Consider the following 24,250-nt stretch of genomic DNA (forward strand, 5'->3'; position numbering starts at 1 on the left):
CGTCACTTGCACGGGAGAAAAAAAAGAGGGTTGTGTGAACTCGCGTTCACCGCGGCCGGGCGACGACGTAGGGCCGCCGTTCGACTTCGATCTCGCCCGCCTCGGCGAGGTGAATCGCGTACGCCGACGCGACGTTCGTGAGAAACTGGACGGTTGTCTCCGTCGCCTCGAGCGCCTCGACGGCGAGGTCGTGTGCCGGAATCGGGCCCTGCTCTCGGACGACCGACAGGACCGCCTGCTCGGCCCGTTCGGCCTTTTCGAGCGCGTCCTCGACGCGCTCGGCGGGGTCGTCCATCGGATCGCCGTGGCCGGGCAACAGTAGTTCGGGCTCGCACTCGCGGATCCGCTTCAGTCCGGTCTTGTACGCGCCGATATCCCAGTGTAGCGGTCCGTACATGAAGTGGCCGTTCGTCGAGACGATATCGCCGGAGAGCATCACGCCGGAGGACTCGTGATACAGGGACATGTGCTGTTGTGAGTGCCCCGGCGTGTGGATCACCTCGCAGTCGTACGGGCCGACGGAGACGGTATCACCGGCGCTTGCGACCTGTTCGACTTCAACGTCGTCGGTCGCGTACTCGATGTCGACCGGAAAGTAGCGGTCGTCGACCTGCGGTTCGCCGTCGGTCAGCCCCGACCCGAACGTCGCCATCTCCTCGCGGGCGTCCCGCAGGTACGACTCGAACGACCGGAGGATTTCGTCGGTTCCCTCGAAGACCGTGACCGGGAGCGCGGAGAGGTCGTCGATGGTGAGACAGCCGCCGACGTGATCGATGTGCGGGTGTGTCAGTACCACTCGATCGATCCCCGCGAGCGGTCCGTCGAGGGCCTCCCGTACGGATTTACGGGACTCGGGACAGGGGTGTCCGGTGTCGACGAGGGTGTCCCCGATCCGGTAGATGTTCACCGTCCCGTAGTGTGGCTGGAACAGTTCGAGACGCTCGTACTCCATACCCGACCTACCACAGGCAGGGGGTAAGAATGATTTGCTCGCCGGGTGTCTCAGTCGTCGACTTTCCCGTCCCGTCGGTCCCGCGCCCGCGCCTCCGGATCCCGGTCGTCCGGGTCGCCGTGACCGCCGCCGCCCGGGGTCAGTACCGAGACTGTCGTTCCCGACTCCACGTCTACCGATGTCTTCGCCGGCACGGTCTCGCCGTCGATCAGATTCCGCCCGCGAGTGCCGTCCTCCCCGCCGTCGATGCCTGCGGGCGCTGTCCGACGGCGCTCTGTCAGCAGCGACACGGTCGCGTCCGTTTCGACGGTGACTGATCGCTCGATTCCCAACCCGCCTCGATACCGCCCGTCGCCGCCGCTGTTCGGCCGCAGGGCGTATCGCTCGACACGTAGAGGGTACTCAGTCTCCATCGCCTCGACGGGCGTGTTGAGCGTGTTCGTCATTCCCACCTGAACCCCGTCCATCCCGTCCTTGTTCGGGCGGGCACCGAACCCGCCGCCGATGGTCTCGTAGTAGGTGAACTCGCCGCTGCGATCCCCGATGATGAGGTTGTTCATCGTCCCCTGTCCGCCCGCGGGCACGGCCTTCGGGATGGCCTCGGCCAGCGCAGCGAGCGTGACGTCCATGACCCGCTGGCTCGTCTCGACGTTGCCGCCGACGACCGCTGCGGGTGGCTCCGGATTGAGTACCGACCCCGCCGGGGCGGAGACGGTCACCGGTTCGTAACAGCCGTGGTTCGGTGGGATCTCCGGGTCGGTGATCGCTCGGACCACGAAGTAGACGGCGCTTTTCGCGACCGACAGCGGCGCGTTCAGGTTGCCTTCGACCTGATCGGCCGTCCCGGCGAAATCGACGGTGATCGACGGCCCGTCGATCGTGACGGCCACGTCGATCGGGATGTCGTCGCCGGTCACGCCGTCGCCTTCGAGCACGTCTCGCGCCCGGTAGGTTCCGTCCGGCAGGTCGCCCAGTTCCGCCTCGACGCGCTCGCGTGAGTACTCGATCACGGCGTCGAACGCGTCGAGCAGCGTCGACCCGTGCTCTGCGAGGAGTTCGCCGATCCGTTGCTCGGCCCGGTCGTTCGCGGCCCGCTGTGCCCGGAGGTCGGCCTCGCGTTCGTCCGGCGTCCGGACGTTCGCCCGGATCAGGTCGTGTACCGCCTCGTTCGCTTCGCCGCCGTCGACGAGTCGCACCGCGGGCAGTCGTAGCCCCTCCTCGTACAGTTCCCGCGCTCCGGGCGGCATGCTTCCGGGGGTGCTCCCGCCGACGTCAGCGTGATGCGCCCGCGAGACCGCGAACCCGATCACCTCGTCGTCGGGGGCAATCGTCGACACGAGCGTGATGTCCGGCAGATGGGTGCCGCCGGTGAACGGGTCGTTGACGATGAACACGTCGCCGGGCCTGGGATTCTGCTCGCGGACGGTCTCGACCGCGTCCGGCATCGCTCCGAGGTGTACCGGGATGTGTTCGGCCTGGGCGACCATCCGCCCGGAGGCGTCGAACAGCGCCGTCGAACAGTCCTGACGCTCCTTGATGTTCGGGGAATAGGCCCCGCGGATGAGCACGTGGCCCATCTCCGTGGCGACGCTTTCTAGTTGGTTCCGGAGAATCTCCAGAGTCACCGGATCGATCTCCTCGCTCCCCGCTGCGCTCTGTTCGTCACTCACCCGTGCCCACCTCCGCTATCAGCGTCCCGTCGTCTCCGACCCGCACATCCCAGGCCGGCGGAACGACTACCGTGCTCTCGTCGCCCTCGATGATCGCCGGTCCCTCTATCCTCCCGCCGGGCGGCAACTGCTCGCGCCCGTAGACCGGCGTCTCGCGGCGCTCCTCGCCGAAGACGGCCTCGCGCGATCCGCGCTGTGGCTCACCGTCCGCCGCGTACTCGATTGTCGGGCCGCTGCGTGACACGACGGTCGTCACCCGGCAGTTCACGAGTTCCACCGGTTCGTCGGCCCGGTAGCCGTACGCGGATTCGTGGGCCGACGTGAACGCCTCGCGGGCGCTGTCCGCGCCGAACGGCCGTTCGATGTCGACGGTGAGTTCGAAGCTCTGGCCGGCGTACCGCAGGTCCGCCGCACACTGCACCGTCGCGGCCTCCCGGTCGCTGACCTCGGCCAGTAGCTCCGCCGACAGGTCCTCGTAGACGGCGTCGACGCTGTCCGGATCGACCGCGGACAGCGCCCGCTGGTAGGTTCGCACCGCGTCTCGCTTCTCGTCGGCGGTCAACAGACCGTACGCCGACAGGACGCCCGAGGCCCGCGGAACGACCACCCGGTCGATGTCGAGGCTGTCGGCAATCGCCATCGCGTGCATCGGTCCCGCGCCGCCGAAGGCCACGAGTCCGAACGTTCGTGGGTCGTACCCGCGCTCGACGGTCACCGACCGGATCGCGCGTGTCATGTTCGCGTTCGCGACCCGGTAGACGCCGCGTGCGGCCGCCTGCGGCCCGTCGAGTCCGGCCTCCGCGGCGAGGCCCTCCAGGGTATCGTACGCGGCGTCGGCGTCGAGGGACAACTCCCCGCCGAGGCTGGTGCTTTCACCGATATATCCCAGAACGAGGTTGGCGTCCGTGACCGTCGGCTCCGTTCCGCCGTGGCCGTAACAGGCGGGTCCGGGATCGGCCCCGGCCGAGCGGGGGCCGATTCGGAGCGCGCCGCCGGCGTCGACCCAGGCAATCGACCCGCCGCCCGCCCCGACAGTCTCGATGTCGACCATCGGCGTCCTGATCGGCCGGTCGTTGATGCTGCCCTCGGTCGTTCGTTCGACCGTCCCGTCCTGAACGAGGCTCACGTCACTGGAGGTCCCTCCCATGTCGAAGGTAACGAGTCCGGATGCGTCCTCGCTCGCCATCGCGCCCGCGCCGACGACCCCCGCCGCCGGCCCCGACAGGACCGTCGTCACGGCGTTTTCTCTGGCGGTCTCCGCGTCCGTGATCCCCCCGTTCGCCTGCATGATCTGCGGTTCGGGCACGCCCAACTCCCGCGCCCGCTCGGAGAGGCGGCCGAGGTACCGATCGATCGCCGGCCGCACGTAGGCGTCGACGACAGTGGTGGAGGTGCGCTCGTACTCCCGGAACTCGGCTAACACCTCGTGGGAGGCCGAGACGGGCACGTCGAGTTCCGCTCGCAGGATCTCCGCGACCCGCCGCTCGTTCTCCGGGTGGGCGTAGGCGTGCAGCAGCGAGACTGCGACCGACTCCACGTCCGACTCGCGCAGATCCGCGGCGACCCCCCGGACCTGTTCCTCGTCGACCGGCCGCTCGACGCCGTCGGTCGTCACCCGCTCGTCGACCTCGAAGCGGCGGTGTCTCGGGACCAGTGGCGTCGGTTTCTCGGCGTCGAGATCGTACAGCGACGGCCGATCCTGTCGACCGATCTCCAGCACGTCCCGGAAGCCCTCCGTCGTGACCAGGGCCGTCTCCGCGCCGTCTTCCTCGAGCAGGGCGTTGACCGAGACGGTCATCGCGTGTGTGAACTCGTCGATTGTCTGTGGATCGATCCCGGCCTCCGCACACGCTTTCTCGATCCCGGCGATGACCCCCTCGCTCTGATCGGCCGTGGTCGGGACCTTCGCCGTCACGAGTTCCCCGTCCAGCGAGAGGGTCACGTCCGTGAACGTCCCGCCGACATCGACCCCGATCGATCGCTCACCCATCGACACCACCTTCTCGATGACCGGGGAGGCAAACCCCGGCCTCTCTGCTGCCCTGCTGACCCGCATTCACACCCAGAAATAAATACTCGGGCGTGACTGTCGTTCGCTCGCTCGTCATAGTTGCATTCGACACCGGACCGACTTAAGATCACGACACGGACCCGCGACGAGTGCCGTCGATACCTCCGCGTGTCCCGAAGGTGTTCGACGGGCCCGATATGTCGTTCGCTCTCGAACCCGGAGTCATGACAGGGACCGAGACCGAGTCGGACGTACTCGTACAGTTCCATCCTCAGGAGTGGGTCGACGCGCCGGGACAGGCCCACGAGTGGGGTCGCAGACAACTCGTCGACGCCGAGGACCGCGAGCCGGTGACCTTCGCGGTCCCGCGCGCGGACGTGACCGACGACACCGGGGCAGTCTACCCGGACGAATCCTACGAGGCGAATCGGCTGCGCGACCATCCGGCCGCGCCCGACTGGGTCAACGACTGGGACGGACCGTATCTCGTCCGGACCGCCGTCGAAGAGTGATCCGCTGACGAAGATATTCGGCGTGTTCTCTACGCTCGTCCGCCCTGAACTGGCTCCCGATAGAATGTCTACCGATATCGACCCGGAGCGAGAGCTCGGTGCACTGGTCGCTGAACAGCCACAGTACGCCCGCGTCTTCGAGTCGTTCGATCTCGATTACTGTTGTGGCGGCGACGAATCGCTCGCGACAGCCTGCGCGAAGGAGGATCTGTCGGTCGAGGAGGTCCGTGAGGCCTTGCGTGATATCGACGACGGCGACGACCAACCGGAGTGGGAGACGCCGTCCGAACTCGTCGAGTACATCGTCGAGACCCACCACGAGTACCTCCGGGAGGAACTCCCCGACCTGGAGGAACTCGTCGAGACGGTCAGCCGCGTCCACGGTGACGACCACCCCGAACTCCGCGAGGTCGACTCGCTGTTTCCCGACCTGGCCGAGGAGATGCGCGAGCACATCGCCGAAGAAGAGGAGGAGGGCTTCCCGATCATCCGCAAACTCGACCGCGGGGAGGAACTCTCCGCCGACGAGCGGGCGACGCTCAGGGCCGAACTGGATCACTACGAGAGCGATCACGAGGAGACGGCGGCGCGACTCGACCGGATCGCAGAACTGACCAACGGCTACGAGGTGCCCGACGACGCCTGTCCGAGTTACCGGAGTATGCTCGCGCGACTGGAAGACCTCGAAGAGGACACTCACATGCACGTACACAGGGAGAACAACGTCCTCTTCCCCGAGGTGGAGTCGATGGTCGACGCGTGAGTTCCGTCAGTCGATCCGTGACAGAGCGATGTCGCTGGCGGTGTCGTCTTTAGTCGGCTCCTCCTCGGAGATCTGAATCTCCGTGACCCACTTGACGCTCTCCCAGCAGTCCCGCCCGTCGTCAGTGGGGACGAGGCGGGCCGGGCCGCCGTGTTCGACGGGCAGCGCTTCGCCGTCGACTTCGAGAGCGACGACGGCGTCCCGCAGTCGGTCGAGACGGAACGAACAGGCGTAGCCCTCGTCCATCGATCTGACCAGTCCGTACCCCTCGTCGACGGGATCGGCCTCGTCCAGGAGCGTCCCGACCCGAACCCCCTTCCAGTCCAGCCCCGTCGCGACCCACCCCTCGACACACTCGAAATCCTGCGTGAACGTCTCCAGTCTGGACTCGCGAATCTCTCCTTCCGTGTACTGACGGGGCCGTTCGACGGCACCCGTGATCTGGAGTCGCCAGTCGTCGGTCGATACCGACGCCGGCACCTCGTGCGTTTCGAGATCTGTCATCCGTGTCGCCTCACTCGTCCTTCAGGGTTGGTCGCTCTCGACAAAAATCCGGTCGCGTACATCTTCGCCGCGGCCGATACGGGAGCACAGAGAGTACTTCACAGAAGGGCGAACCCTACGATCTCCGATGTCAGTCACCGCCGCCGACCTCGACGCACAGGCCGACCGGATCGACACCGCGCTGGAGTGCTACGACCGGATCGTCGACGCCGGCCTGGTCGGGACCGGCTGCGCCGCCGTGCCCGCGGAGATTCGCACCTGTCTCGACACCATCCTCGGGACGGTCGACTCCCAGACACCGGCAGGTGTCGCACTTGCGAACCGCGTTCAGGATCTCTACCTGGAGGGGCGACGGCTCGAATCCCGGTACGTCGAGCGAGCACGCGAGCGCGACCAGCCAGACTGGGAGACCGTCGTCGACGAAACAGAGACGATCCGGCAGGCCGCCGTGCGAGTCCACGCGACGGGGTACGATCCGGACTCGGGGTACGAACTCCCGGAACGGATGTGTCCAGCGGCGCTCGTGTCGATGAACGCGGGCTCCTCGCCGGTCCAGTTCGAGGATCGAATCGTCCAGTACGAGACCGTCGTCGACGAGTTCGGACTCTCTCCCGAGGTTGTCTACTATCCGGGCTCGGGTCACGACGTGAGTCCGTCGGCGGCCGTTCCGCGGAGTCGCGTCATCTACGCGGATGTCGATACGGCGGCGATGGCCGACCTCCGACGCGCCGGGTACGAGGCAGTCGCTGCGGACGCGACGGGACACGACCTGTCCACCCGCGCCGACGTGATTATCTTCCGCAACGCCGGACTGATCGAGGAACCCATCGTCAGACGGTGGTTGCGGCCGGGTGGCTGGGTGCTCGCGAACAACCACCTGGAGTCCGCTGATCACGTCGCCGCCCTCCGTGAGATGGAACTGTTCGGTGTCGTCTCCGCAGAGAGTCCCGGATCCGTTGACCGGACGACTGCGCCTGCCTCGCTGGGTCCGACCCGAGACCCGGAGTCAACCACCGCTGGAGCGAGCAACTGGGAGTCGGTCCCCTCGGAACTGGGCGCGCCGCTCGACACGTACGTTTTCAGAAAACGGCCGGAGAGAGACGGTATTTAACAGTACTCTCGACCAACATCCCCCCATGACAATCAGGACGAAACGGATCTACGAGGAGCCGTCCCCCGATGACGGCCGGCGGGTTCTCGTCGACCGCCTGTGGCCTCGCGGCGTCTCGAAAGAACAGGCCCAGCTAGACGACTGGCACAAAGAGATTGCGCCGAGCGAAGAACTTCGGGAGTGGTTCGACCACGACCCGGAGCGCTTCGGGGGGTTCCGCGAGCGGTATCGCGACGAACTCGCCGATCGCCCCGAATTGGTTCGAGACCTGCTCGACTCCGCCCGGTCGGGCACGCTCACGCTTCTGTACGCCGCGACCGACGAACAGCACAACAACGCCGTCGTCCTGGCGGAGTACCTGGACGACCGACTGGAGGAGTGACCTCCCGCTTGATCTGCTGAGGCGTTAGACGACGTGTAGTTTGAACCCCCCTTCGACGAGGTCGTCGACAGCGGGCTGGTGGTCCTCGCCGGTGATCTCGAATCCTTCGTCCTCGACGGCCCCGACGACGCCCTTGTGCGTCGCACAGTGGTTGCAGACGCCGGCGATCAGCCCGCGCTCGCGGGCCGTCCGGTACGCATCGAGCGCGGGTTCGGGACGGCTCGACAGGTCCTCGAACCAGAACGTCGCGCCGCCGTCGAACCAGACGACGACCTCGTGGCCCGCATCATCCAGCTGCGAGGCGTATTCGAGCGGATTCGCGATTCGACCCGGGTTTTCCGGCGGCGAGAGCAACAGAAACGCGTGTTTCCCCATACCGGCTAGAGCGTCGCCCGCGGGATACGCCCCCTCGCGAACATCTTCTCCTGTTGTCCGCCGCGACGCTTACTCGACATTCGGACAGGACCGGAACCGACCCCAGATTGCCCGACGGTCGGCGACGAACCGATACCCTCGCTCTCGAAGCCGCTCCCAGTAGGGGAGCTGTCGCGCGAGTCCCGCGAGAGCCGCCCCGACACGCCCGCAGTGTGCGAGGGACTGCTCGGCGGCTTCACCGCAGGAGTAGACGGCGTCGTCGGTCAACAGATGCATACAGTTGTCGTACTCCTCGGGCAAGCGGGCCTTCTGGTCGGGCGTCAACTCGCCGAAGCCGACCGGCTCGAACTCCCCGAACCGGAGCAGCCACCGGACGCAGTACATGCAGAAGCCGCAGTCGTCGTCGTACACGAGCCGTGGCGCAGCCATACTCCGTTGTTGGTGTGTCGACTCTTGAGCGTACTGGAACGCTGGTTCTCCGAGTTCCGTCCGGGTAGTCGTTCATCTCAGTCCTGCGGCGTCGGTTCGGCGTCGGGGGCGACGCTGAGGACGCCGTCGGTGTATCGACTCCACAGCAGGAGCAGACTCGGCAACACGATCAGGCTCACCAGAAACGAGGTGACCAGCGCGATGACGACGATGGCGGCGAAACTCTGCAGTTGCGGCTGCGGGACCAGCCCGATAGTCGCGAACGCGCCGGCGGAGGTGAGCGTGCTCCCGAGCAGTGCACCGCCAGTTCCCGTGACCGCCGCCCGGAGCGCCTCGATCGGCTCCGCTCCGGCGTCGAGTTCGTCTGCGAATCGGTCACCCACGTGGATGTTGTAGTCGACGCCGAGCCCGATCACGAGACTCATCAACAGCGCCGTCAGCAGTGTCAGCGGGATGTCGAGAACGAACATCCCGACGACGACGAGTCCGACGACGAGCGTGATCGGGACGGCGACGACCGCACCGAGGCTGGCGCTGCCGTGCATCGACCAGAAGACGGCCACCAGCGTGACCGCAATCGCGAGCAGGGCGATCAGCATCGTCAGGACGATGCCGCCGATGATCGAGTCCAACACGGCGTCGTTGACCGCCAGCGACCCGGCGACGGTCGCGGTTCGCTCTCCCTCGCCCTCCATCGTCGCGGCTCCGTCGGCGAGTCTCGGGACGACTTCGCTGCCGTCGGAGAAATCCGCATTCAGCGAGAGCGTCACCAGTATCGAGCGGTACTCGCCGTTGGTCCGTTCGAGCACCTGCTCGGCGGTGGCGCTGTCGGCCGCGTAGAAGGCGTCGTACACCGTTTTGAGGTCGGTATCCGGAATCCCGTCGTCGTTCGTATCGTGAGCCTCCAGAACGGCGGCGAAACTCTCGTTCTCCTCGGCGACGGCGTTCATCGCAGTCACTGGGGACCGAACCGGTTGGACGGTCGACTGCGTGACGAGTAGCCCCTCTCGATCGATCTGGCGAACGCCGGCGTCGATGTCTTTGAGAGTGCTATCGCTCGTGACGCCGTCTCGAATCAGTATCTGCGATCGAATCGCGTCGTTTTCGTCCGCCGGCTGATAGATCTCGCTGACGTGCTGTTGTTGCTGGCGGACCTCACTCGGCTCCCAGCCGAGCGGGCCGGGCAGTTGCTGTTTCCACTCCGCAACGTCGGCGTCTGGCTGCTGATAGCTCTCCTCGTTGAGTTCGGTCCACGCCAGTCCCCCGACCCCGCCGAGGATGACGGCGGCGACGAGTACGGCCGGCGCCGCGCGCCGGGCGAGAGTCACGCTCGATTCGAGGACCGGCCGGAGATACGTCCCGTGGCCGAGTGCCGCCTTCCGGCGGTCGAGTCCGATCCGTTCGAGTAGGCCGTCGATGCTGATCTTCAGCGCCGGCACGACCGTGACGAAGATGACGAGCGCCGAGACGACTCCGAGCGTGATGCTCACCCCCAGGTCCCGGATCACCGGCAGCGGATTCGCGAGATTCGCCAGAAAGCCGATTGCGGCCGTGACCGTCACGAGGATCAGTGCCGTCGTGACTAACCGGACGCCGCGGTTCATCGGTGCGCGGATTCCGTCGCCGGGACCGCGCTGCTCGCGGTACCGGTTGAAGATGTGGAAACCGAAGTCGATGCTCAGTCCCGAAATGAGGACGACCGGGACGATACTGATCGTCCCGGCTTCGACGCCGAGCCAACCCAGCAGACCGAACGTCCACAGCACCGAGAGAACGACGCCGGTCATCCCGACGACGACGTCGATGAGGTCGCGGTACGCGAAGACGAGGATACTCAGAATGACCAGCAGCGCGACCGGCAACACGAGTTCGACCATCTCACCGAAGAAGTGCTGATTCGCCTCCTGGTACGCGTCGCTGTTCAGGACGAAAAATCCGGCCTCGGAGTACTCGTTGGTTCTCTCGTACAGCGCCGTTCCCGCCTCGTCGCGGTCCTGTTGGCTGGTACCCGGTCCCGTATCGAGTACGACGATCAGCCGCCTGTCCGTCGACGTGGTGGCTGTGCCGTGGTCCGTCGGGAGGAACTGCTGGGCGCGGGGGTTCTCCGCGAGCAGTTGACCGACGGCGCTTCTCACCTGCGAATCGGTCGCGTTCGACAGTGCCTGGATCTGCTCGTCGAGGCTCGCATTCGCATCACCGGCCAACCGGCTGGCGACCAGATTCTCGATCCCACGAACCCCCTGCTCGTGTAACGCCGCCTGCACGTCCGGGTCGCTCGTAATCTCTCGCTGGTACCGCAGGCCGTCGAGCAGCGACTCGCGCGAGAGGACATTTCCGCCCTCGTTTCGGACGTACACCGGCTGTATCGTGCGGTTGGTCTGTTGTTCGGAACTGTTCGTGTACTGTTCCTGGATGTACTGCTGTGCCTGTACTCGGTCGAGGTCCTCGAACTGCTCCGCCGATCCGCCCGCCTGACTGGAGGTGTCGAGTTGCGGGATTCCGGCGGCGACGGCCCCCGTTACCACCAACAGTACGGCCAAGGTCACCCTGTTGTGTTCGGTGACGAAATCGATCACCTGTCCCAATCTGTCTCGCATCTGTACGTAGAGAGAACGATACGGTCTTCCCTGGTAGTGGATGCTAGGTATCCAGACTCGGCGGCCCGGAAGTATCTAGCTATCCAGACACAGTTCCGACGGGGCCGTCTGTCGGTCGACGTTCACTCGGCTGGTATCTGCTGTTCGTCGGTCTCGGGCTCGGCGCTGTCAGTCTCCGTGGCTCCCGTGATACCGTCGACGGGGTGGTCAGCCCGCTCGACCAGCGCCGAGTACAGTCGCACGATCACAACGCCTCCGCTCTCGGACTCCGGAAACAGTAGCTCCCCGGCGAGGCTGTCCGCGATCCAGTTCGCGAGCCAGAGACCGAGTCCAGTGCTGTGACGAAGCTCCGTTTCTGCCCCCGACTCGATCACACTCCGTTCGTGTTCCGGAATGCCGGGGCCGTTGTCCCGGATTTCGATCTCGACGGTCCGGTCGGCCGCTGTCGTGACAGTCACCTCGACCGCCGGAGACGGGCTGTCGTTGTGCTCGATTCCGTTCTCGATCAACTCGGAGACAAGCCGGTCCAGAAGCTCCGGGTGCCCGAAGACCCTGACCGTCTCGGGCGTCGATACCGTGAGTTGACAGTGCTCGTACTCGGATTCGATCCGGCTGGCTGCGTCCGTTATCGTCTGTGTCAGATCGACAATCGAGCGAGATTCGGTCCCTCGCGAGAGCACGTCCTCGACATCGCGAGCCTTGTCGCTGATCTCGACCAGCCTGTTCACCCGCTCGCGCAACTGTGTGCTGATCCGCTCGTCGTCCACCTCGTTCGTGTACGCCAGCGCCGCGTCCAGTTCGTTCCGAAGATTGTGCCGGAGGACGCGCGTGAGCACCTGCAGCTGTTGCTCTCGGGTCTGTTGCTCCGTCACGTCGCGGAGCCGCAGCGTCTTCCCGGCGGGTTCGTCCTCGCCGCTCCGGACTGCCGAGGTCGTCACCTCGAACCGACGCGACCCCTCGGGCGTCTGGAGGTCGATCCGTCTCGTCGCCCCGGTTGGGACCGCTGCCAGCGTCTCCGATATCGTCTGGATCGGCTTCCCGATCACCGACTCCGTGCTGTCCTCACAGATCCGTTCGGCTCGCTCGTTCAGGTCGATGATTCGGTCGTCTCTGTCCAGGACGATGACCCCTTCCGCGAGGTTCTCGATAACCTCGTCGCGGGCGATGTACTCCGCGTCGGGCAACGGTCTGAACAGGGGGTACGACCGCACCGCAAACGCGATGGCTCCACCGGCGATAGCGACCCCCACGAACGTGATATCGACCGGGAGAATACTGACGGTCCCCCCGCTTTCGGTCGGTTCGGTAAGTCCATTTACGAAGACGATGACGTACGGAGAGACCATCCCGAGACAGAGCGCGCCGGCCTGTGTGGCCGGCATCTGCTTGTATCGCTTCGCGAGGCGAGCGAGCCGGTAGGCTCCGAGCAGTAACAGCCCGAGCACGTACAGGTAAAACCCGGTCACGACGACTCCCAGCACGGCAGTGGCTATCCCCATCTCCTCCGTGACGAACGACGCGCCCCAGACCCGTACGACCCCGAGAACCGCCACGGGGGCGAACAGCCGTCCGAGCGTCTGCCACTCGCTGTACTGCGTGTACCCCGTGTACAGCCGCACGTACACGTAGAAGAGAATCGGCGCCGTCGCGCCGAGGACGAACCGCAGTAACCTGAACAGTCGCCACCCGACCCCCGTTCCATCAGTGGGGATGCCGAACGTCCCGGGTACGATCATCAGTCCGCCCCAGAGCACGAGCGCCAGCGCGGCCCCGACGAACGCGTTGGCGACGGGCCGGCCGCGATACCGGAGGGTATACGCCGCTACGACGAGCGCAGACAGGCCCGTCACGACGCCCAGCGTATCGATCACGACCGGCGGCGTTGCCATCTCGTTTCCCTGGTTCGTTTTAACAATCAATCATTCTTGTGATATTGTGAGAAAATTACCATCACCGTCGACAGTTCGTTACACCGAGAGCCCCGGACGAACGCCGGTACTTTTACTACTTGGTAAAACAAAGGGCGCCACATGCACGGACAGACACGGCACGACGTGTGGACCGCCCACAGCGGGGAGCGAACCGCCAAACCGACGGGGGGAGAGCGATGAGCAGTCAGGGGAAGATTCTGGAGGGGATCAAAGTCGTCGACCTCTCGACGTTCGTCACCGGGGGGTTCTGTTCCGCGATGCTCGCGAACCAGGGGGCAGAGGTGGTCAAGATCGAACAACCCGGCTACGGTGACGCGGTCCGGCACTCCGGGCCGCCGTTCATCAAGGGCGAATCACCGTACTACTGGACGCTGAACTACGGCAAGAAGAGCCTCGAACTGGATCTAAAGAACGACCGGGCCAAGGAGGCGCTGTACGAACTGGTCGAGCAAGCGGACATCTTCATCCAGAACTTCCGGCCCGGGACGGCCGAGCGACTCGATGTCGACTACGAGACGCTGACCGAGTACAACGACGACCTGATCTATCTCGCCATCTCGGCGTTCGGACAGACCGGCCCGTGGCGCGAGCGATCCGGCTACGACCTGCTCATCCAGGGGATGAGCGGAATCATGGACGTCACCGGCGAGGAGGGCCGACAGCCCGTGAAAGTCGGCCTGCCGATGACCGATCTCATCACGGCGATGTGGGCCGCGTTCGGATCGATGACCGCCCTCTACCGCCGAGAACAGACCGGCGAGGGCGAGTACATCGACCTCGGGATGCTCGAAGCGACGCTGCCGTGGCTGACCAAGCAGGCCGGGATGGTCTTCGCAGGCGAGGAGACCCGTCGGATGGGGACGAAAGATCCGGTCCTGGCGCCGTACCAGACCTTCGAGACCAAAGACGGCTACATCAACATCTGCATCCTCAACGAGAAGCTCTGGGGTGAACTCTGCGAGGCGCTGGACCGCCCGGACCTGCCCGAAGACGACCGCTTCGAGAAAAACGCCGACCGTGTCGACCACCTGGACGAACTCGAGGAGGAGATCGAGTCCACCCTCGCCGCGAAGACCACGGACGAGTGGATCGAGATCATCGCCGAGGATGCCGGTGTTCCAGCCGGCCCGGTCTACGACGTCGAGGAGGCGCTGAACAACCCACAGATCGAGGCCCGGGGAACCGTCACGGAGATCGACCACCCCGAACTCGGGGAAGTGCCCGTCATCGAGCACCCACTGCGGTACAACCACGCCGAGAGTGGCTTCGACTCGGCCCCGCCGCTGCTGGGCGAACACAACCGCGAGGTGTTCCGCGAGTTGGGCTACTCCGAAGCGGAGATCGATACACTGGAGTCGGAGGGCGTCTTCGGTGAGGAAGAATCATGACCGATGTCGCAATCTCCGGTGTCGGGATGACCGACTTCGAGAGCGAGTCCGACCGCCGACTGCTCGAACTCGCCGCGGTCGCGGCCGAGCGCGCGCTGGCGGACTCCCACCACGACAGCGACGAGGTGACCTCGATCCACGTCGGCAACGCGCTCACCGAGGCGCTCGGAACCGGGACCGGGATCGGCAACGCCCTGGTCTCCGAACTGGGGATGGAAGGCGTCGCCGTCGACCGGGTCGAAAACACCAGTGCGACCGGCGCGAGCGCGTGTCACCGCGGGATCCAGGCCGTCGGTAGCGACCAGTCGGAGGTCGCTCTCGTCGTCGGCGTCGAGAAGATGTCCGTCGCCGAAACCCAGGAGGTGACCGACGCGATCAGCCAACTCGTCCACGACCGCGAGTACGCACAGGGGCTGACGCTACCCTCCTTCGCCGGCCTCGCCGCCGGCGCGTATCTCGACCGGTACGACGCTCCCCGGGAGGCCCTGGGAGCCGTTGCCGCGAAGAACCACCGCAACGGCCTGGCGAACGAGTTCGCGCAGTTCCAGAAGGAGATCACCGTCGAGGAGGCGCTGTCCTCGCCGGTCGTCGCCGATCCGCTCCGACTGTACGACTGCTGTCCGATGACCGACGGGGCGGCCGCCGCCGTCGTCTCGGAGGACGGCCCCGTCGACGTCGCGGCGGCGACGAGCGCGACCGGAACCCACGCGGTCGCCGAGCGCCGGGATCCGCTGGAGATCGACAGCGTCCGAACCGCGGGCGAACGGGCCTTCGAGGCGGCCGGACTGACTCCCAAAGAGATCGACTTCGCCTGTATTCACGACGCCTTCACGATCCTCGAACTCCTGGAACTGGAGGAACTGGGCTTTTACGACGCCGGCACGGCGTGGGAAGCGGCCCTCGACGGCGAGACTGCGGTCGACGGCGAGTTTCCGGTGAATCCGGGCGGCGGACTGAAGGCTCGGGGGCACCCGCTCGGGGCGACCGGCCTCTCACAGATCGTCGAGGTGGTCTGGCAACTGCGCGGTGAGGCCTCCGCGGACCGGCAGGTCCCCGAGGCTGACACCGGACTGGCGATCAACGTCGCCGGATTCGGGAACAACAGCGTCTGTACGGTGATCCGCGCATGACCGGGGTTCGCGTCGACGAGGCGTTCCGCTGCGAGCAGTGCGGAGCCACCTGGTATTACGACAAACACCACTGTCCAGTCTGCGCCAGTCACGAGTACGGGACGACCGAACTCGACCGCGGTGAGGTGCTCTCGAGGACCACCGTCGAGATGACCCCACCGGACGTTCGCTCGCCGAACGACCTCGCGCTCGTCCGGTTCGGTGACGTTCAACTCATCGCACAACTGGCCGACGACGGCGTCAGCACGGGCGATACTGTCGAGTTCGCCGGCGAGTACCGACTCCGGGAGGGCGACGACAAGACGAGGCCACGGCTCCGGAAAGTGACTCAGTAGGTCAGTTCTCGTACAGCGAATCGAGGATGAACTCGTCGATGGCCTGCTTGGCCTCCTCGGGAGCGCCCTCGTGACCCAGTGAGATCCGTCGCCCCCGAGCGGCGTGGATCACGTCGGTTATCAACTGCCCCATCTGTTCGGCGTCGACGTCCCGAAAGACGCCTTCCTCGATTCCCTCCTCGACCACTTCGACGATGCTGCCCCGGATGCGCTCGTAGTGGTCGTTGAAAATCGCCTGGTGTTCGTCGTCGTTCTGCGCGTAGGTGTACAGTTCGTGGTAGACCTTCATCCGATCCCAGTGGGTGAACTCCTCGAAGTCGGGGCCGAACAGGCACTGATCGATCCTGGCGTCGAGTTCCGTCCGCGGGTCCGCGCCGTCGGCTACCTCGACGCTACCCTCGTACTGGTCGATGATATACTCCAGAAACGACGACATCAGATCGTACTTCCCGTCGAAGTGGTAGTGGATGACCTGTCTGGTGAGATCCATCTCCTCGCCGATATCGCGCATCCGGAGGTCCTTGTAACCGTGCTTGCTCAGCGCGCGGAACGTCGCCTCCATGATCACCTCCTCGGTCTCCTTCGAGGAGACTTTCTCGCGAGATTCGCTCATGCCGTACACTCGGAGTGACACCAACATAATAGGAGTGCTTCCGCGGCCGGCTGTTTACCATGCAGTAAATTTTTAACTCTTTGGTCAAACTATACGCTCGTGTATGACACAGAAAATCATACAGAACGGGACTATCGTCTCGCTTGACCCGGACGTCGGTCAAGTTTCGGGGGGAGATATTCGTATCGCAGACGGGGAGATCGTCGAGATCGGCCACAATCTCGACGCGTCCGACGCGGAGGTAATCGACGCGGAGGACCACATCGTCGTACCGGGCTTCGTGGACTCGCACATCCACCTCGCGCAGACCCAGGTCAGGGGGATCGCCGGGGACTGGTCGCTCATGGGCGAGTACTTCGATCACATGCTCGGCAACATCACCGGCCTCTACCAGCCCGAGGACATGTATCTCGGCGGCCTCTTCGGGGGGTTAGAGAAGCTCTACACGGGGACGACGACGGCGCTCGACTGGTCGTATCCCAACTCGCTCGAACACGGCGAGCGCGCGGTCGACGCGCTCAAAGACGCCGGACTGCGCGCGGTGTACACCTACGGCCCGCCGGGCGACGACGCGGCGAAGTGGTGGTACGACAGCGATGTGGGTCTGCCGGAGGATCTCATCCGGGAGCTATACGAGGAGAAGATCCGCGACGACGACCGCCTCAGCCTCGCCCTGGGGCTTCGCGGCCCGGACTTCTGTACCGACGAGACCGCCCGCAGCGACCTGGAACTGGCCCGGGAGATGGACGCCCTCGCGACCATCCACATGGGCGCCGCGCTGTGGCCGTCCTCGGTCTATGGCGAGGAGTATCAGGGCTTCGGCGCAATCGACGACATGCTCGGGCCGGACGTGAACGTCGCCCACGGCAACCACTTCCGGCAGGAGGACATCGACCACGCTATCGAGCAGGGCGTCTCCTTCTCCTCGACGCCGGAGGTCGAGATGCAGATGGGTCACGGGATTCCGGTCACGGAGAAGGTGCTCGAAGCCGGCGGCCGTCCGGCGTGGGGCGTCGACGTCTGCTCGAACGTCAGCGGAGACATGGGCAGCCAGATGCGCATCGGTCTCCAGCTCCAGCGCATGTTCGACAACCAGAAGATTCTCGAAGGCGACGAGGAGGTCGACGAGGTGAGTATCGACTGCCGGGCGACCCTGGAGATGGCGACTATCGAGGGCGCGAAGGCGCTGAACCTGGAGGACGAAATCGGGACGCTGACGCCCGGTAAACGGGCAGATATCGTCATGATCGACACGGACGACTTCATGACTGCGCCCGCACACTCGCCGATCCAGACCGTCGTCTTCCAGTCTGATCCTTCTCACATCGACACGGTGCTGGTCGACGGCGAGGTCGTCAAACGGGACGGACAGCTCCAGAACCCGCTCGTCGACGAGGAGTTCGACCGGTTCATCGAGTCCGGCGAACGGCTGCTCGACGAGGCGGGAATAGACTTCTAAGTAGCTGCGGCACAACTCTTTCAGCAAATGAGACTTGGACAATACGAGACTGCGGACACGACCGGAACGTGGTGCGGCGTACGCCGAGACGAGACAGTCATCAACCTCTCGGAGGCAGGGAGTGGGGCTGGCGTCGACCTCGGCGAAACGATGACGGAACTACTGGCACAGTGGGAACACGAGCGCAAGATCGAACTGGCCGTCGAGTACGCCGAGGAGACCGGCGTCGGCGTCTACGACGCGTCGGTGGTCGACCGGGCCGCTCCGGTGACCGACCCGGAGAAGGTCGTCTGCGTCGGTCTCAACTACCGCGATCACGCCGAGGAGGGGGACAACCCGATTCCGGACGAGCCGGTGTTGTTCTCGAAGTTCCCGACCTCGGTGACGGGTCCGGGCGAGACGATTTCGTGGGACCCGGACCTGACCGAACAGGTCGACTACGAGGCCGAACTGGTCGCCGTGATCGGCGAGGAGGCCCGTCGGGTCGACCCCGACGAGGCGCTCGATCACGTCGCCGGCTTCCTCATCGGCAACGACGTCTCCGCCCGGGACCTCCAGCACGGCGACGGCCAGTGGGTCCGCGGGAAGAGCCTCGACTCGTTCGCGCCGATCGGTCCCGAACTCGTGACGACCGACGAACTCTCGGACCCGCACGATCTGGACATCTGGACGGAGGTCAACGGCGAGCGCCTCCAGGAGTCCTCGACGGAGAACCTGATCTTCGGTGTCGACGACCTGGTCTCCTTCTGCAGCCAGGCGTTCACTCTCAAGCCCGGTGATCTACTCTTCACCGGCACACCGCCGGGCGTCGGCGTCTACCGCGAACCGCCGGTGTTGCTCGAAGACGGCGACACCGTGACCGTCGGTATCGAGGAACTCGGCGAACTCACGAACGAGTGCGCGTACGACTGACCGCCGCTCGACGCCGCGGACGCGAAACTCCCTTTTTCGTAGCCGCCACACGCTGTTGTCGCTCAGTGTCGACTCCGGAACTGAACTTCGACAGTATTGCCCAGCCAGACGGCAGTAAAATTGCTATCGCGACGCAAACCTCAGCTCTCGAAGTCGAACACCGTTCGCGGGTTTTCGAGGACGACCTGTCGGATCGCGTCCTCGTCGATTCCGTACCGGTAGAGTTCGAAGATTGCACGCTTCAGCGCGAACGGGTCGGTCCGGAGCACGTTCGCACAGTCGGTGTCGACCATGATCCGCTCCGGGCCGTACTCGTCGATTGCGTCGGCGACGTCCTCGGCGGTCACGCCGATCAGCCAGGAGTGGCCGATAGTGTAGCTGAGATAGCACTCGGTCTCCTCCATGAGGTACTCGGTGTTGTTGTCGTCGGCGTGGGAGGCGACGACCTGCCGGTCGTCGAGGCCTGCGTCTCGCATCGCCTCCACGTCGCGTTTGACGGATTCGAGAGCGGGATTGTCGCCGTCGAGCACCGGATCGGCGCCGAGACTCGTGTTCTTCTCGTAGCCCGGGACGGCGAGTTCGGACCGGTAGGACCGCCCGCCGTCGCTGGACTGGTTCGGCGTGTGCAACAACACCGGCAGGTCGTGTTCGTCGGCCAGTTCCATCTGCGCCTGGACGACCGCCTGCTGGCTGTCTACGTCCCAACTCGCAACGTGCTGGCCCGGCGTGACGCCGGTTTCACCGATAGCGATGACCTCCGGCAACTCGCAGTACTCCGCCATCGCATCGAGCAGTTCGTCGGGGTTCTCGATTCGGACGCCCGTGTGGACCCCCAGACCGAGTTTCGCCTCGAAGAAGTGGTTGCGCTCGATTGCCGCCCGGCGGTTGATCGCGTCGTCCCAGAGGAAGCGAATGTCGTCGGCCGAGACGGGCTTGTACGGCGTCCAGTGATAGCCCGACGCGACCATCATCATCGACTGACAGCCGGAGAGCGCGTACCGCTCGCGGTCCTCCCACGAGAGCGTGTGCGCGTGGTTGTGGATGTCGATCCACGGCAGGTTCAACAGCTCCCGTGGTAGCTCCGGCTGTTCGCCGAGATACGCTGCGTCTGTCGGTCGGCTGGTCGGATAGTCTGTCATCTGTATCCACCCCGGATGTCTCCCTGTCGGAGCCCCTGGCACTTAGTGTTTTACAGCCTGGTAAAATTTTTAGTAGGTGGCAGTCCCAGACACATTCGTATGTCACTGTTAATCGGGACAGACGACGGCCTGTACAGGGTCGAAGACGTGCCGTTCGAGCGGGGGGAACCTGAGGAAGTTCTGGACTGTGGGGTCGTCACCGCAGTCAAATCGTGGCCGCACACCGAGGGGGTGTTCGTCGCGTCCTCGACGGGCGCGTATCGCTCGCTCGACGGGGGGCAGACGTGGACGGACCTGGGCGTCCCGCTCGGCGACCGGTTCTGGCACGCCGGTCAGAGCGAGGTCTGGTCGATTCTCGCGACGGCCGACGGCGTACTCTATGCCGGCACGAACGACCCCTACATCTTCCGGTCGGTCGACGGCGGCGAGACCTGGAACGAACTCAAAGGCTTTCGCGAACTGCCCTCGCGGGGGTACTGGGAGTCACCCATCGATCCCCACTACGCACGACTGCGCGCGCTCGAGGTCGTTCCGGGTCGGCCGGACCAACTGATCGCCGGCGTCGAGGCCGGGGGGATCCACCTGAGCAACGACGGCGGCCAGACCTGGGTCGACCGCCGGGACACGATCATCGACGACATCCACCAGGTGTTACCCATCTCCGAGGATGTCTGGCTCGCGGCGACGGGGTATCTCGACCACGACCTCGAAAATCTCGGTCTCGGCCACGCGGTCGGTGAGGGAGGGCTCTACCGGACGACCGACGCGGGGGAGTCCTGGACGCGGATCGACCGCGGCAACGACTTCTCGTATATCCGCCGGGTGTTCGTCCACGACGGCGCGCTGTACTTCTGTGGCGGCGAGGAAGCCCCGCCCGCCTGGGTCGACGACGACCACGAGGCCGCGCTGTTCAAATCGACGAACTTCGGTCGGGACTTCGAGCGCCTCTCGTATCCGGGCGAGCCACACGAGATCATCGAGACGTGGGATATCTACGACGGCGATATCATCTGCGGGTCGGGACTGTTCGACGTGCCCGACCAGCGCGACGACGTAGAGGGTCGACTGATGCGCCAGACCGACGGCGAGGAGTTCGAGACCGTCGGCCGTATCGAGGCCAACGTCAGCCGAATCGAGGTGCTATCGTCGTGAGCGACGACGCACCCTCGGCGCTCGGTCGGGCGCTGTACAGCGGGATCCTCGCGTACATGGCTCTCGATGGCTTCAAAAACAACGACAAACGCGTCGCCGTCGCCGAGGAGAAAGGAGTCCCCGCCCCGGAGGTGCTCGTTCCCTTCGTAACGGGGATGCTCTTCGTCGCGAATCTCGGGATCCTGCTCTGGAAGTACCCCCGGGCCTCCGCGGGTGCGCTGATCGTGTTCTTCCTCGGCACGACGCCGTCGATTCACAACTTCTGGACGATGGAGGGCCAGCAACGGCAGAGCAACAAGATCAACTTCCTCAAGAATCTCGCTCTGATCGGCGGAGCCATCGTGTTGCTCGAACAGGCCGAGGAGTCGAGCGACGCCTGAGAACGCTTTCGAGCGGCGGCTGTTTTTGCCGTGAGTACTTCGATATCTGCCTCGTTCCCACGTCGATGCTGGCAGAACCGGCCGCCGCGGCGAGGGAGTCCACGATAGTCGCGGCCGCCGACGGACTTCGGCGTCCTGTTTTCGGACTGGGGCCGTCTGCCGGCGGCCAAGCACCGTATTTCGCCATTCTCGCGGAGGCGACGACAGCCTCTGTATAACAATAATTCCCGCCTATCTGCTATCAGTAGGCTCGTCGTCGACTGGTCCAGCCTGCACGCAGTTCGCTGGATCCGAGACGCACGTTGCAACAACCGCAAACCAACCGACATGCACACGTACGTATCCCGTGAGAGCGTTCAAGTTGCTCACAATACAGTGTACGTTCGAAGCGTTTGCGGGACGCATCCAATCCACACGCGTCACGCACCTGCGGCGAACGGGTAACAATGAGTAATCACGACGATACATCCCCAGACTCGACCGGAAACGAACTGAACGCGCTGATGACTGACGCCGAACAGGCAGCCGTCCGAACGCTGGTCGACGGTTCGATCACCTCGCCGATTCCGGAACGCGAGGGGGTAATCGACTCGTTGTTCTCGGCGCTTTCTCATCCGGGGCGGCGGTATATCCTCACCTTTCTCCTCCGCTCGGAGGGATACGTCACGATGAGCGAAATTGTCGATTACGTGGTGGAGTCCACCGACGGCGGTTCGGGGCCGGAGTTTCGCCGGAAAGTGACGGTTAAACTCACCCATACCCACCTCCCCCTTCTCGAAGAGGAGGGACTGCTCACGTACAATATGGAGCGACAGCTCATCCAACCGACCGACCGGACGAAACTCGCTGCTCCGTATCTCAAAATCGCGCTGATGCAGTGCGAACAGTTAGCCGAACTCTCCAACTCGTAGCCTCAGAACGTGACTCCCTTTCCGGAGTCCTGACTCGCCTCTGCGTACTGATCGAGCCCCATCGTGAGATAGGTGTCTGGCTGGTAGACGTGAACCTCGCCCTCGCAGGGAAACACCCCCGCGAGCGTGTCGTCGAAATAGACCCCGAGCGTGAGTTCCGGCGGAACGATCACGCGGTACTGTTCGTCGGTGATGGCCGAATCGATGTCTCGCTCCTCGAACCCGCTGGCGGCCAGCCCCCCGTCCTCCCAGCCGCGCAGCTGGTCGACCGTCTCCCGGAGCCGGTCCGCGCCGGACGATTCACGGCACTGACAGCAGTAGCAGAGCCGCTCTCCCAGCATCGAGATCTCGTAGCTGTCGATGAGTGATGCTCCCACCGCAGACTCCAATCCGCTGATCAGCCGCTGTTGACGCTCGTGTTGGCCAGGTGCGGGCGCGAACGAGCGGACGAACATCCGAACTCGATGTTCGTCCGCCCGCCGCCGCCGGTTCTCGTGTGTGCTCCACCACTGCGTAAGTGATGTCTCTCTCCCCCGTCGGAGACCGCTTGGTTGTGTCATTCGGGCGTGGCACCCAGTTGAATCTCTGTCCGTGATGAGATAAGTCGCGAGTACCGTTCATCGGCAATAAGCCCGCTCTATCGGGGATAAGTTCGATCTACCTCCACAGCCACTCAGGAGTCTTCCGCTGTTGTCTGTCTGTGATACGCCGAAACGAGCAACAGCGCGGCCGTCTGCACCGCGAACAGTCCCGTCACCGCGATGTGTGCCTGGGAGATGACCGCGCCGAGAACGGCGACCACCCCGAGGCCACCGAGGGCGAGATACGCCCGGTACCACCGCCGTTGCGGTTGGTCCGAGGACTCGTGGTCGTGGTACAGCCGTTCGCCGACCGCTGTCAGCGATACCTCACCCCGGTCGGAATCGTAGTCGATCACTCCGATCTCCGACATCTTCGGCAGGTGAAACTGGTAGAGTCCGACGTACACGCGCTTGCGCTGCGAGGAGGTGATCGCGTCGATATCGATGTCGTTCTCGACGGCCGTCACGTGGTCGGCCAGTTCGTCGACATCGACGGTCTCCCCGGCGTCGTCGAGATACTCCAGAACGATGCGCCGGCGCTCGTTTTTGAGGATATCGAACCGCTCGTCGATCGACAGCGAACCGTCGCTCCCGTCGGAGTCGCGCGTATCTGCGCGTTCGTCGTCACTTGTCCCTGACCGTTCGGTATACGCGTTATTCATGCCTTGTCACTTCCCTGCCCCTGTGTCTGCTTGCCGTTCGATCGTCAGGCGAATACCTACGGAGAGCGGGTTGGACAGTTCTTCTCCGCTCACCGTCAACTGCTACTGAGTGGACCCGCACGCGTTGGGACGCCGCCGCCGAGCGTAAACAAAATAATCATTCCCTACTACATAATTCTTTGGTAGAACGGGAACAATAGGCACCGAAACACGCTAAATGTCGAAAAACACCAACCGACGGAGTGTTTCCCCACTCCGAGTGAACGCGCTGGCTGTCGATCCGGCCGCTCCGCCGACTCAGTTTCTTATTTGTTAGATCAAAATAAAGACTGTTTAACTAATATACCTGGT

24 protein-coding genes are annotated in these 24,250 nt (G+C 64.6%); 12 read left to right on the forward strand and 12 right to left on the reverse strand.

Annotated features, from left to right (window positions below):
* Positions 1-46 precede the first annotated feature (46 nt).
* Genes GRX03_RS15170 through GRX03_RS15180 form a run of 3 tightly spaced genes read right to left on the reverse strand, consistent with a single transcriptional unit; the run spans position 47 to position 4,612 of the window.
* Positions 47-952 (reverse strand): MBL fold metallo-hydrolase, encoded by a 906-nt coding sequence (locus GRX03_RS15170; protein WP_159765097.1) that lies wholly within the window; start codon positions 950-952, stop codon positions 47-49.
* A 50-nt stretch (positions 953-1,002) separates the two neighbouring features.
* Positions 1,003-2,622 carry a hydantoinase B/oxoprolinase family protein gene (locus tag GRX03_RS15175; RefSeq protein ID WP_368278555.1) on the reverse strand — a complete coding sequence of 540 codons (1,620 nt, stop codon included), beginning with the start codon at positions 2,620-2,622 and terminating at the stop codon, positions 1,003-1,005.
* A complete protein-coding gene (locus GRX03_RS15180) occupies positions 2,615-4,612 on the reverse strand; it encodes a hydantoinase/oxoprolinase family protein (protein WP_159765099.1) in 1,998 nt (665 codons plus the stop codon). The genes GRX03_RS15175 and GRX03_RS15180 overlap by 8 nt, the downstream gene beginning before the upstream one ends.
* A gap of 245 nt (positions 4,613-4,857) precedes the next feature.
* Here GRX03_RS15180 and GRX03_RS15185 point away from each other — a divergent pair, with 245 nt between their 5' ends.
* Both GRX03_RS15185 and ric read left to right on the forward strand, forming a co-directional pair.
* On the forward strand, positions 4,858-5,145 hold the full coding sequence (locus GRX03_RS15185) for a hypothetical protein (protein ID WP_159765101.1): 288 nt from the start codon (positions 4,858-4,860) through the stop codon (positions 5,143-5,145).
* Positions 5,146-5,209: 64 nt separating this feature from the next.
* A complete protein-coding gene (gene ric / locus GRX03_RS15190; RefSeq protein WP_159765103.1) occupies positions 5,210-5,908 on the forward strand; it encodes an iron-sulfur cluster repair di-iron protein in 699 nt (232 codons plus the stop codon).
* A gap of 6 nt (positions 5,909-5,914) precedes the next feature.
* On the opposite strand, the gene GRX03_RS15195 is transcribed toward ric, so the two are convergent.
* Positions 5,915-6,412, reverse strand: coding sequence for a molybdopterin-dependent oxidoreductase (locus tag GRX03_RS15195; protein WP_159765105.1), 498 nt, complete (start codon positions 6,410-6,412; stop codon positions 5,915-5,917).
* A gap of 127 nt (positions 6,413-6,539) precedes the next feature.
* Here GRX03_RS15195 and GRX03_RS15200 point away from each other — a divergent pair, with 127 nt between their 5' ends.
* On the forward strand, positions 6,540-7,523 hold the full coding sequence (locus GRX03_RS15200) for a hypothetical protein (protein WP_159765107.1): 984 nt from the start codon (positions 6,540-6,542) through the stop codon (positions 7,521-7,523).
* A 25-nt stretch (positions 7,524-7,548) separates the two neighbouring features.
* Complete coding sequence (locus tag GRX03_RS15205; protein WP_159765109.1) at positions 7,549-7,905, forward strand: DUF488 domain-containing protein; 357 nt, start codon at positions 7,549-7,551, stop codon at positions 7,903-7,905.
* Positions 7,906-7,929: 24 nt separating this feature from the next.
* Here GRX03_RS15205 and GRX03_RS15210 read toward each other — a convergent pair whose 3' ends face one another.
* From GRX03_RS15210 to GRX03_RS15225, 4 genes are all read right to left on the reverse strand, one after another.
* Entirely contained in the window at positions 7,930-8,280 is a 351-nt protein-coding gene (locus GRX03_RS15210; protein WP_159765111.1) for a DsrE family protein, read from the reverse strand.
* A gap of 69 nt (positions 8,281-8,349) precedes the next feature.
* Positions 8,350-8,709: a thiol-disulfide oxidoreductase DCC family protein gene (locus GRX03_RS15215; RefSeq protein WP_159765113.1), complete on the reverse strand. Its 360-nt coding sequence runs from the start codon at positions 8,707-8,709 to the stop codon at positions 8,350-8,352.
* Between the two features lie 77 nt (positions 8,710-8,786).
* Positions 8,787-11,306 carry an efflux RND transporter permease subunit gene (locus GRX03_RS15220; protein WP_159765115.1) on the reverse strand — a complete coding sequence of 840 codons (2,520 nt, stop codon included), beginning with the start codon at positions 11,304-11,306 and terminating at the stop codon, positions 8,787-8,789.
* Positions 11,307-11,428: 122 nt separating this feature from the next.
* Entirely contained in the window at positions 11,429-13,195 is a 1,767-nt protein-coding gene (locus GRX03_RS15225; RefSeq protein WP_159765117.1) for an ATP-binding protein, read from the reverse strand.
* Positions 13,196-13,413: 218 nt separating this feature from the next.
* On the opposite strand from GRX03_RS15225, the gene GRX03_RS15230 reads away from it, so the two are divergent.
* From GRX03_RS15230 to GRX03_RS15240, 3 genes are read left to right on the forward strand one after another with little or no spacing between them, the layout of a single operon-like run.
* Positions 13,414-14,625: a CaiB/BaiF CoA transferase family protein gene (locus GRX03_RS15230; protein WP_159765119.1), complete on the forward strand. Its 1,212-nt coding sequence runs from the start codon at positions 13,414-13,416 to the stop codon at positions 14,623-14,625.
* Complete coding sequence (locus GRX03_RS15235; RefSeq protein WP_368278576.1) at positions 14,619-15,755, forward strand: thiolase C-terminal domain-containing protein; 1,137 nt, start codon at positions 14,619-14,621, stop codon at positions 15,753-15,755. Before GRX03_RS15230 ends, GRX03_RS15235 begins: the two co-directional genes overlap by 7 nt.
* Positions 15,752-16,090: a Zn-ribbon domain-containing OB-fold protein gene (locus GRX03_RS15240; protein ID WP_159765123.1), complete on the forward strand. Its 339-nt coding sequence runs from the start codon at positions 15,752-15,754 to the stop codon at positions 16,088-16,090. Before GRX03_RS15235 ends, GRX03_RS15240 begins: the two co-directional genes overlap by 4 nt.
* 1 nt (position 16,091) lies before the next feature.
* Here GRX03_RS15240 and GRX03_RS15245 read toward each other — a convergent pair whose 3' ends face one another.
* Entirely contained in the window at positions 16,092-16,703 is a 612-nt protein-coding gene (locus tag GRX03_RS15245) for a TetR/AcrR family transcriptional regulator (protein ID WP_159765125.1), read from the reverse strand.
* A 103-nt stretch (positions 16,704-16,806) separates the two neighbouring features.
* Between GRX03_RS15245 and GRX03_RS15250 the strand changes: the two genes are divergently transcribed.
* Positions 16,807-18,162, forward strand: a complete 1,356-nt coding sequence (locus tag GRX03_RS15250; protein WP_159765127.1) for an amidohydrolase family protein — start codon at positions 16,807-16,809, stop codon at positions 18,160-18,162.
* 27 nt (positions 18,163-18,189) lie between these two features.
* Positions 18,190-19,074 carry a fumarylacetoacetate hydrolase family protein gene (locus GRX03_RS15255; RefSeq protein ID WP_159765129.1) on the forward strand — a complete coding sequence of 295 codons (885 nt, stop codon included), beginning with the start codon at positions 18,190-18,192 and terminating at the stop codon, positions 19,072-19,074.
* 140 nt (positions 19,075-19,214) lie between these two features.
* Here GRX03_RS15255 and GRX03_RS15260 read toward each other — a convergent pair whose 3' ends face one another.
* The gene (locus GRX03_RS15260; RefSeq protein WP_159765131.1) at positions 19,215-20,213 is read right to left on the reverse strand and encodes a TatD family hydrolase; all 999 of its coding nucleotides are present in this window, start codon (positions 20,211-20,213) and stop codon (positions 19,215-19,217) included.
* 99 nt (positions 20,214-20,312) lie between these two features.
* Between GRX03_RS15260 and GRX03_RS15265 the strand changes: the two genes are divergently transcribed.
* The 3 genes from GRX03_RS15265 to GRX03_RS15275 all read left to right on the forward strand — a co-directional run bounded on the left by GRX03_RS15265 (position 20,313) and on the right by GRX03_RS15275 (position 22,656).
* The gene (locus tag GRX03_RS15265) at positions 20,313-21,365 is read left to right on the forward strand and encodes a WD40/YVTN/BNR-like repeat-containing protein (protein WP_159765133.1); all 1,053 of its coding nucleotides are present in this window, start codon (positions 20,313-20,315) and stop codon (positions 21,363-21,365) included.
* Positions 21,366-21,421: 56 nt separating this feature from the next.
* Positions 21,422-21,745 carry a DoxX family protein gene (locus GRX03_RS15270; RefSeq protein WP_159765283.1) on the forward strand — a complete coding sequence of 108 codons (324 nt, stop codon included), beginning with the start codon at positions 21,422-21,424 and terminating at the stop codon, positions 21,743-21,745.
* 446 nt (positions 21,746-22,191) lie between these two features.
* Entirely contained in the window at positions 22,192-22,656 is a 465-nt protein-coding gene (locus GRX03_RS15275; RefSeq protein ID WP_159765135.1) for a DUF7344 domain-containing protein, read from the forward strand.
* A gap of 2 nt (positions 22,657-22,658) precedes the next feature.
* Here GRX03_RS15275 and GRX03_RS15280 read toward each other — a convergent pair whose 3' ends face one another.
* Both GRX03_RS15280 and GRX03_RS15285 read right to left on the reverse strand, forming a co-directional pair.
* A complete protein-coding gene (locus GRX03_RS15280) occupies positions 22,659-23,216 on the reverse strand; it encodes an HTH domain-containing protein (protein WP_368278558.1) in 558 nt (185 codons plus the stop codon).
* Between the two features lie 113 nt (positions 23,217-23,329).
* Positions 23,330-23,899 carry a DUF7344 domain-containing protein gene (locus GRX03_RS15285; RefSeq protein WP_159765139.1) on the reverse strand — a complete coding sequence of 190 codons (570 nt, stop codon included), beginning with the start codon at positions 23,897-23,899 and terminating at the stop codon, positions 23,330-23,332.
* Positions 23,900-24,250: the final 351 nt, after the last annotated feature.

Source organism: Halovenus carboxidivorans, from assembly GCF_009831575.1.
GTDB classification, from domain to species: domain Archaea; phylum Halobacteriota; class Halobacteria; order Halobacteriales; family Haloarculaceae; genus Halovenus; species Halovenus carboxidivorans.

Excerpts from the sequence above, each read along its gene's own strand:
- GRX03_RS15215 (WP_159765113.1), bottom strand. The coding sequence starts at position 8,709 with ATGGCTGCGCCACGGCTCGTGTACGACGACGACTGCGGCTTCTGCATG.
- GRX03_RS15270 (WP_159765283.1), top strand. The coding sequence starts at position 21,422 with ATGGCTCTCGATGGCTTCAAAAACAACGACAAACGCGTCGCCGTCGCC.
- GRX03_RS15220 (WP_159765115.1), bottom strand. The coding sequence starts at position 11,306 with ATGCGAGACAGATTGGGACAGGTGATCGATTTCGTCACCGAACACAAC.
- GRX03_RS15265 (WP_159765133.1), top strand. The coding sequence starts at position 20,313 with ATGTCACTGTTAATCGGGACAGACGACGGCCTGTACAGGGTCGAAGAC.
- GRX03_RS15195 (WP_159765105.1), bottom strand. The coding sequence starts at position 6,412 with ATGACAGATCTCGAAACGCACGAGGTGCCGGCGTCGGTATCGACCGAC.
- GRX03_RS15230 (WP_159765119.1), top strand. The coding sequence starts at position 13,414 with ATGAGCAGTCAGGGGAAGATTCTGGAGGGGATCAAAGTCGTCGACCTC.
- ric (WP_159765103.1), top strand. The coding sequence starts at position 5,210 with ATGTCTACCGATATCGACCCGGAGCGAGAGCTCGGTGCACTGGTCGCT.
- GRX03_RS15180 (WP_159765099.1), bottom strand. The coding sequence starts at position 4,612 with ATGGGTGAGCGATCGATCGGGGTCGATGTCGGCGGGACGTTCACGGAC.
- GRX03_RS15170 (WP_159765097.1), bottom strand. The coding sequence starts at position 952 with ATGGAGTACGAGCGTCTCGAACTGTTCCAGCCACACTACGGGACGGTG.
- GRX03_RS15245 (WP_159765125.1), bottom strand. The coding sequence starts at position 16,703 with ATGAGCGAATCTCGCGAGAAAGTCTCCTCGAAGGAGACCGAGGAGGTG.
- GRX03_RS15185 (WP_159765101.1), top strand. The coding sequence starts at position 4,858 with ATGACAGGGACCGAGACCGAGTCGGACGTACTCGTACAGTTCCATCCT.
- GRX03_RS15250 (WP_159765127.1), top strand. The coding sequence starts at position 16,807 with ATGACACAGAAAATCATACAGAACGGGACTATCGTCTCGCTTGACCCG.
- GRX03_RS15225 (WP_159765117.1), bottom strand. The coding sequence starts at position 13,195 with ATGGCAACGCCGCCGGTCGTGATCGATACGCTGGGCGTCGTGACGGGC.
- GRX03_RS15285 (WP_159765139.1), bottom strand. The coding sequence starts at position 23,899 with ATGAATAACGCGTATACCGAACGGTCAGGGACAAGTGACGACGAACGC.
- GRX03_RS15205 (WP_159765109.1), top strand. The coding sequence starts at position 7,549 with ATGACAATCAGGACGAAACGGATCTACGAGGAGCCGTCCCCCGATGAC.
- GRX03_RS15255 (WP_159765129.1), top strand. The coding sequence starts at position 18,190 with ATGAGACTTGGACAATACGAGACTGCGGACACGACCGGAACGTGGTGC.
- GRX03_RS15280 (WP_368278558.1), bottom strand. The coding sequence starts at position 23,216 with ATGACACAACCAAGCGGTCTCCGACGGGGGAGAGAGACATCACTTACG.
- GRX03_RS15260 (WP_159765131.1), bottom strand. The coding sequence starts at position 20,213 with ATGACAGACTATCCGACCAGCCGACCGACAGACGCAGCGTATCTCGGC.
- GRX03_RS15210 (WP_159765111.1), bottom strand. The coding sequence starts at position 8,280 with ATGGGGAAACACGCGTTTCTGTTGCTCTCGCCGCCGGAAAACCCGGGT.
- GRX03_RS15240 (WP_159765123.1), top strand. The coding sequence starts at position 15,752 with ATGACCGGGGTTCGCGTCGACGAGGCGTTCCGCTGCGAGCAGTGCGGA.
- GRX03_RS15275 (WP_159765135.1), top strand. The coding sequence starts at position 22,192 with ATGAGTAATCACGACGATACATCCCCAGACTCGACCGGAAACGAACTG.
- GRX03_RS15200 (WP_159765107.1), top strand. The coding sequence starts at position 6,540 with ATGTCAGTCACCGCCGCCGACCTCGACGCACAGGCCGACCGGATCGAC.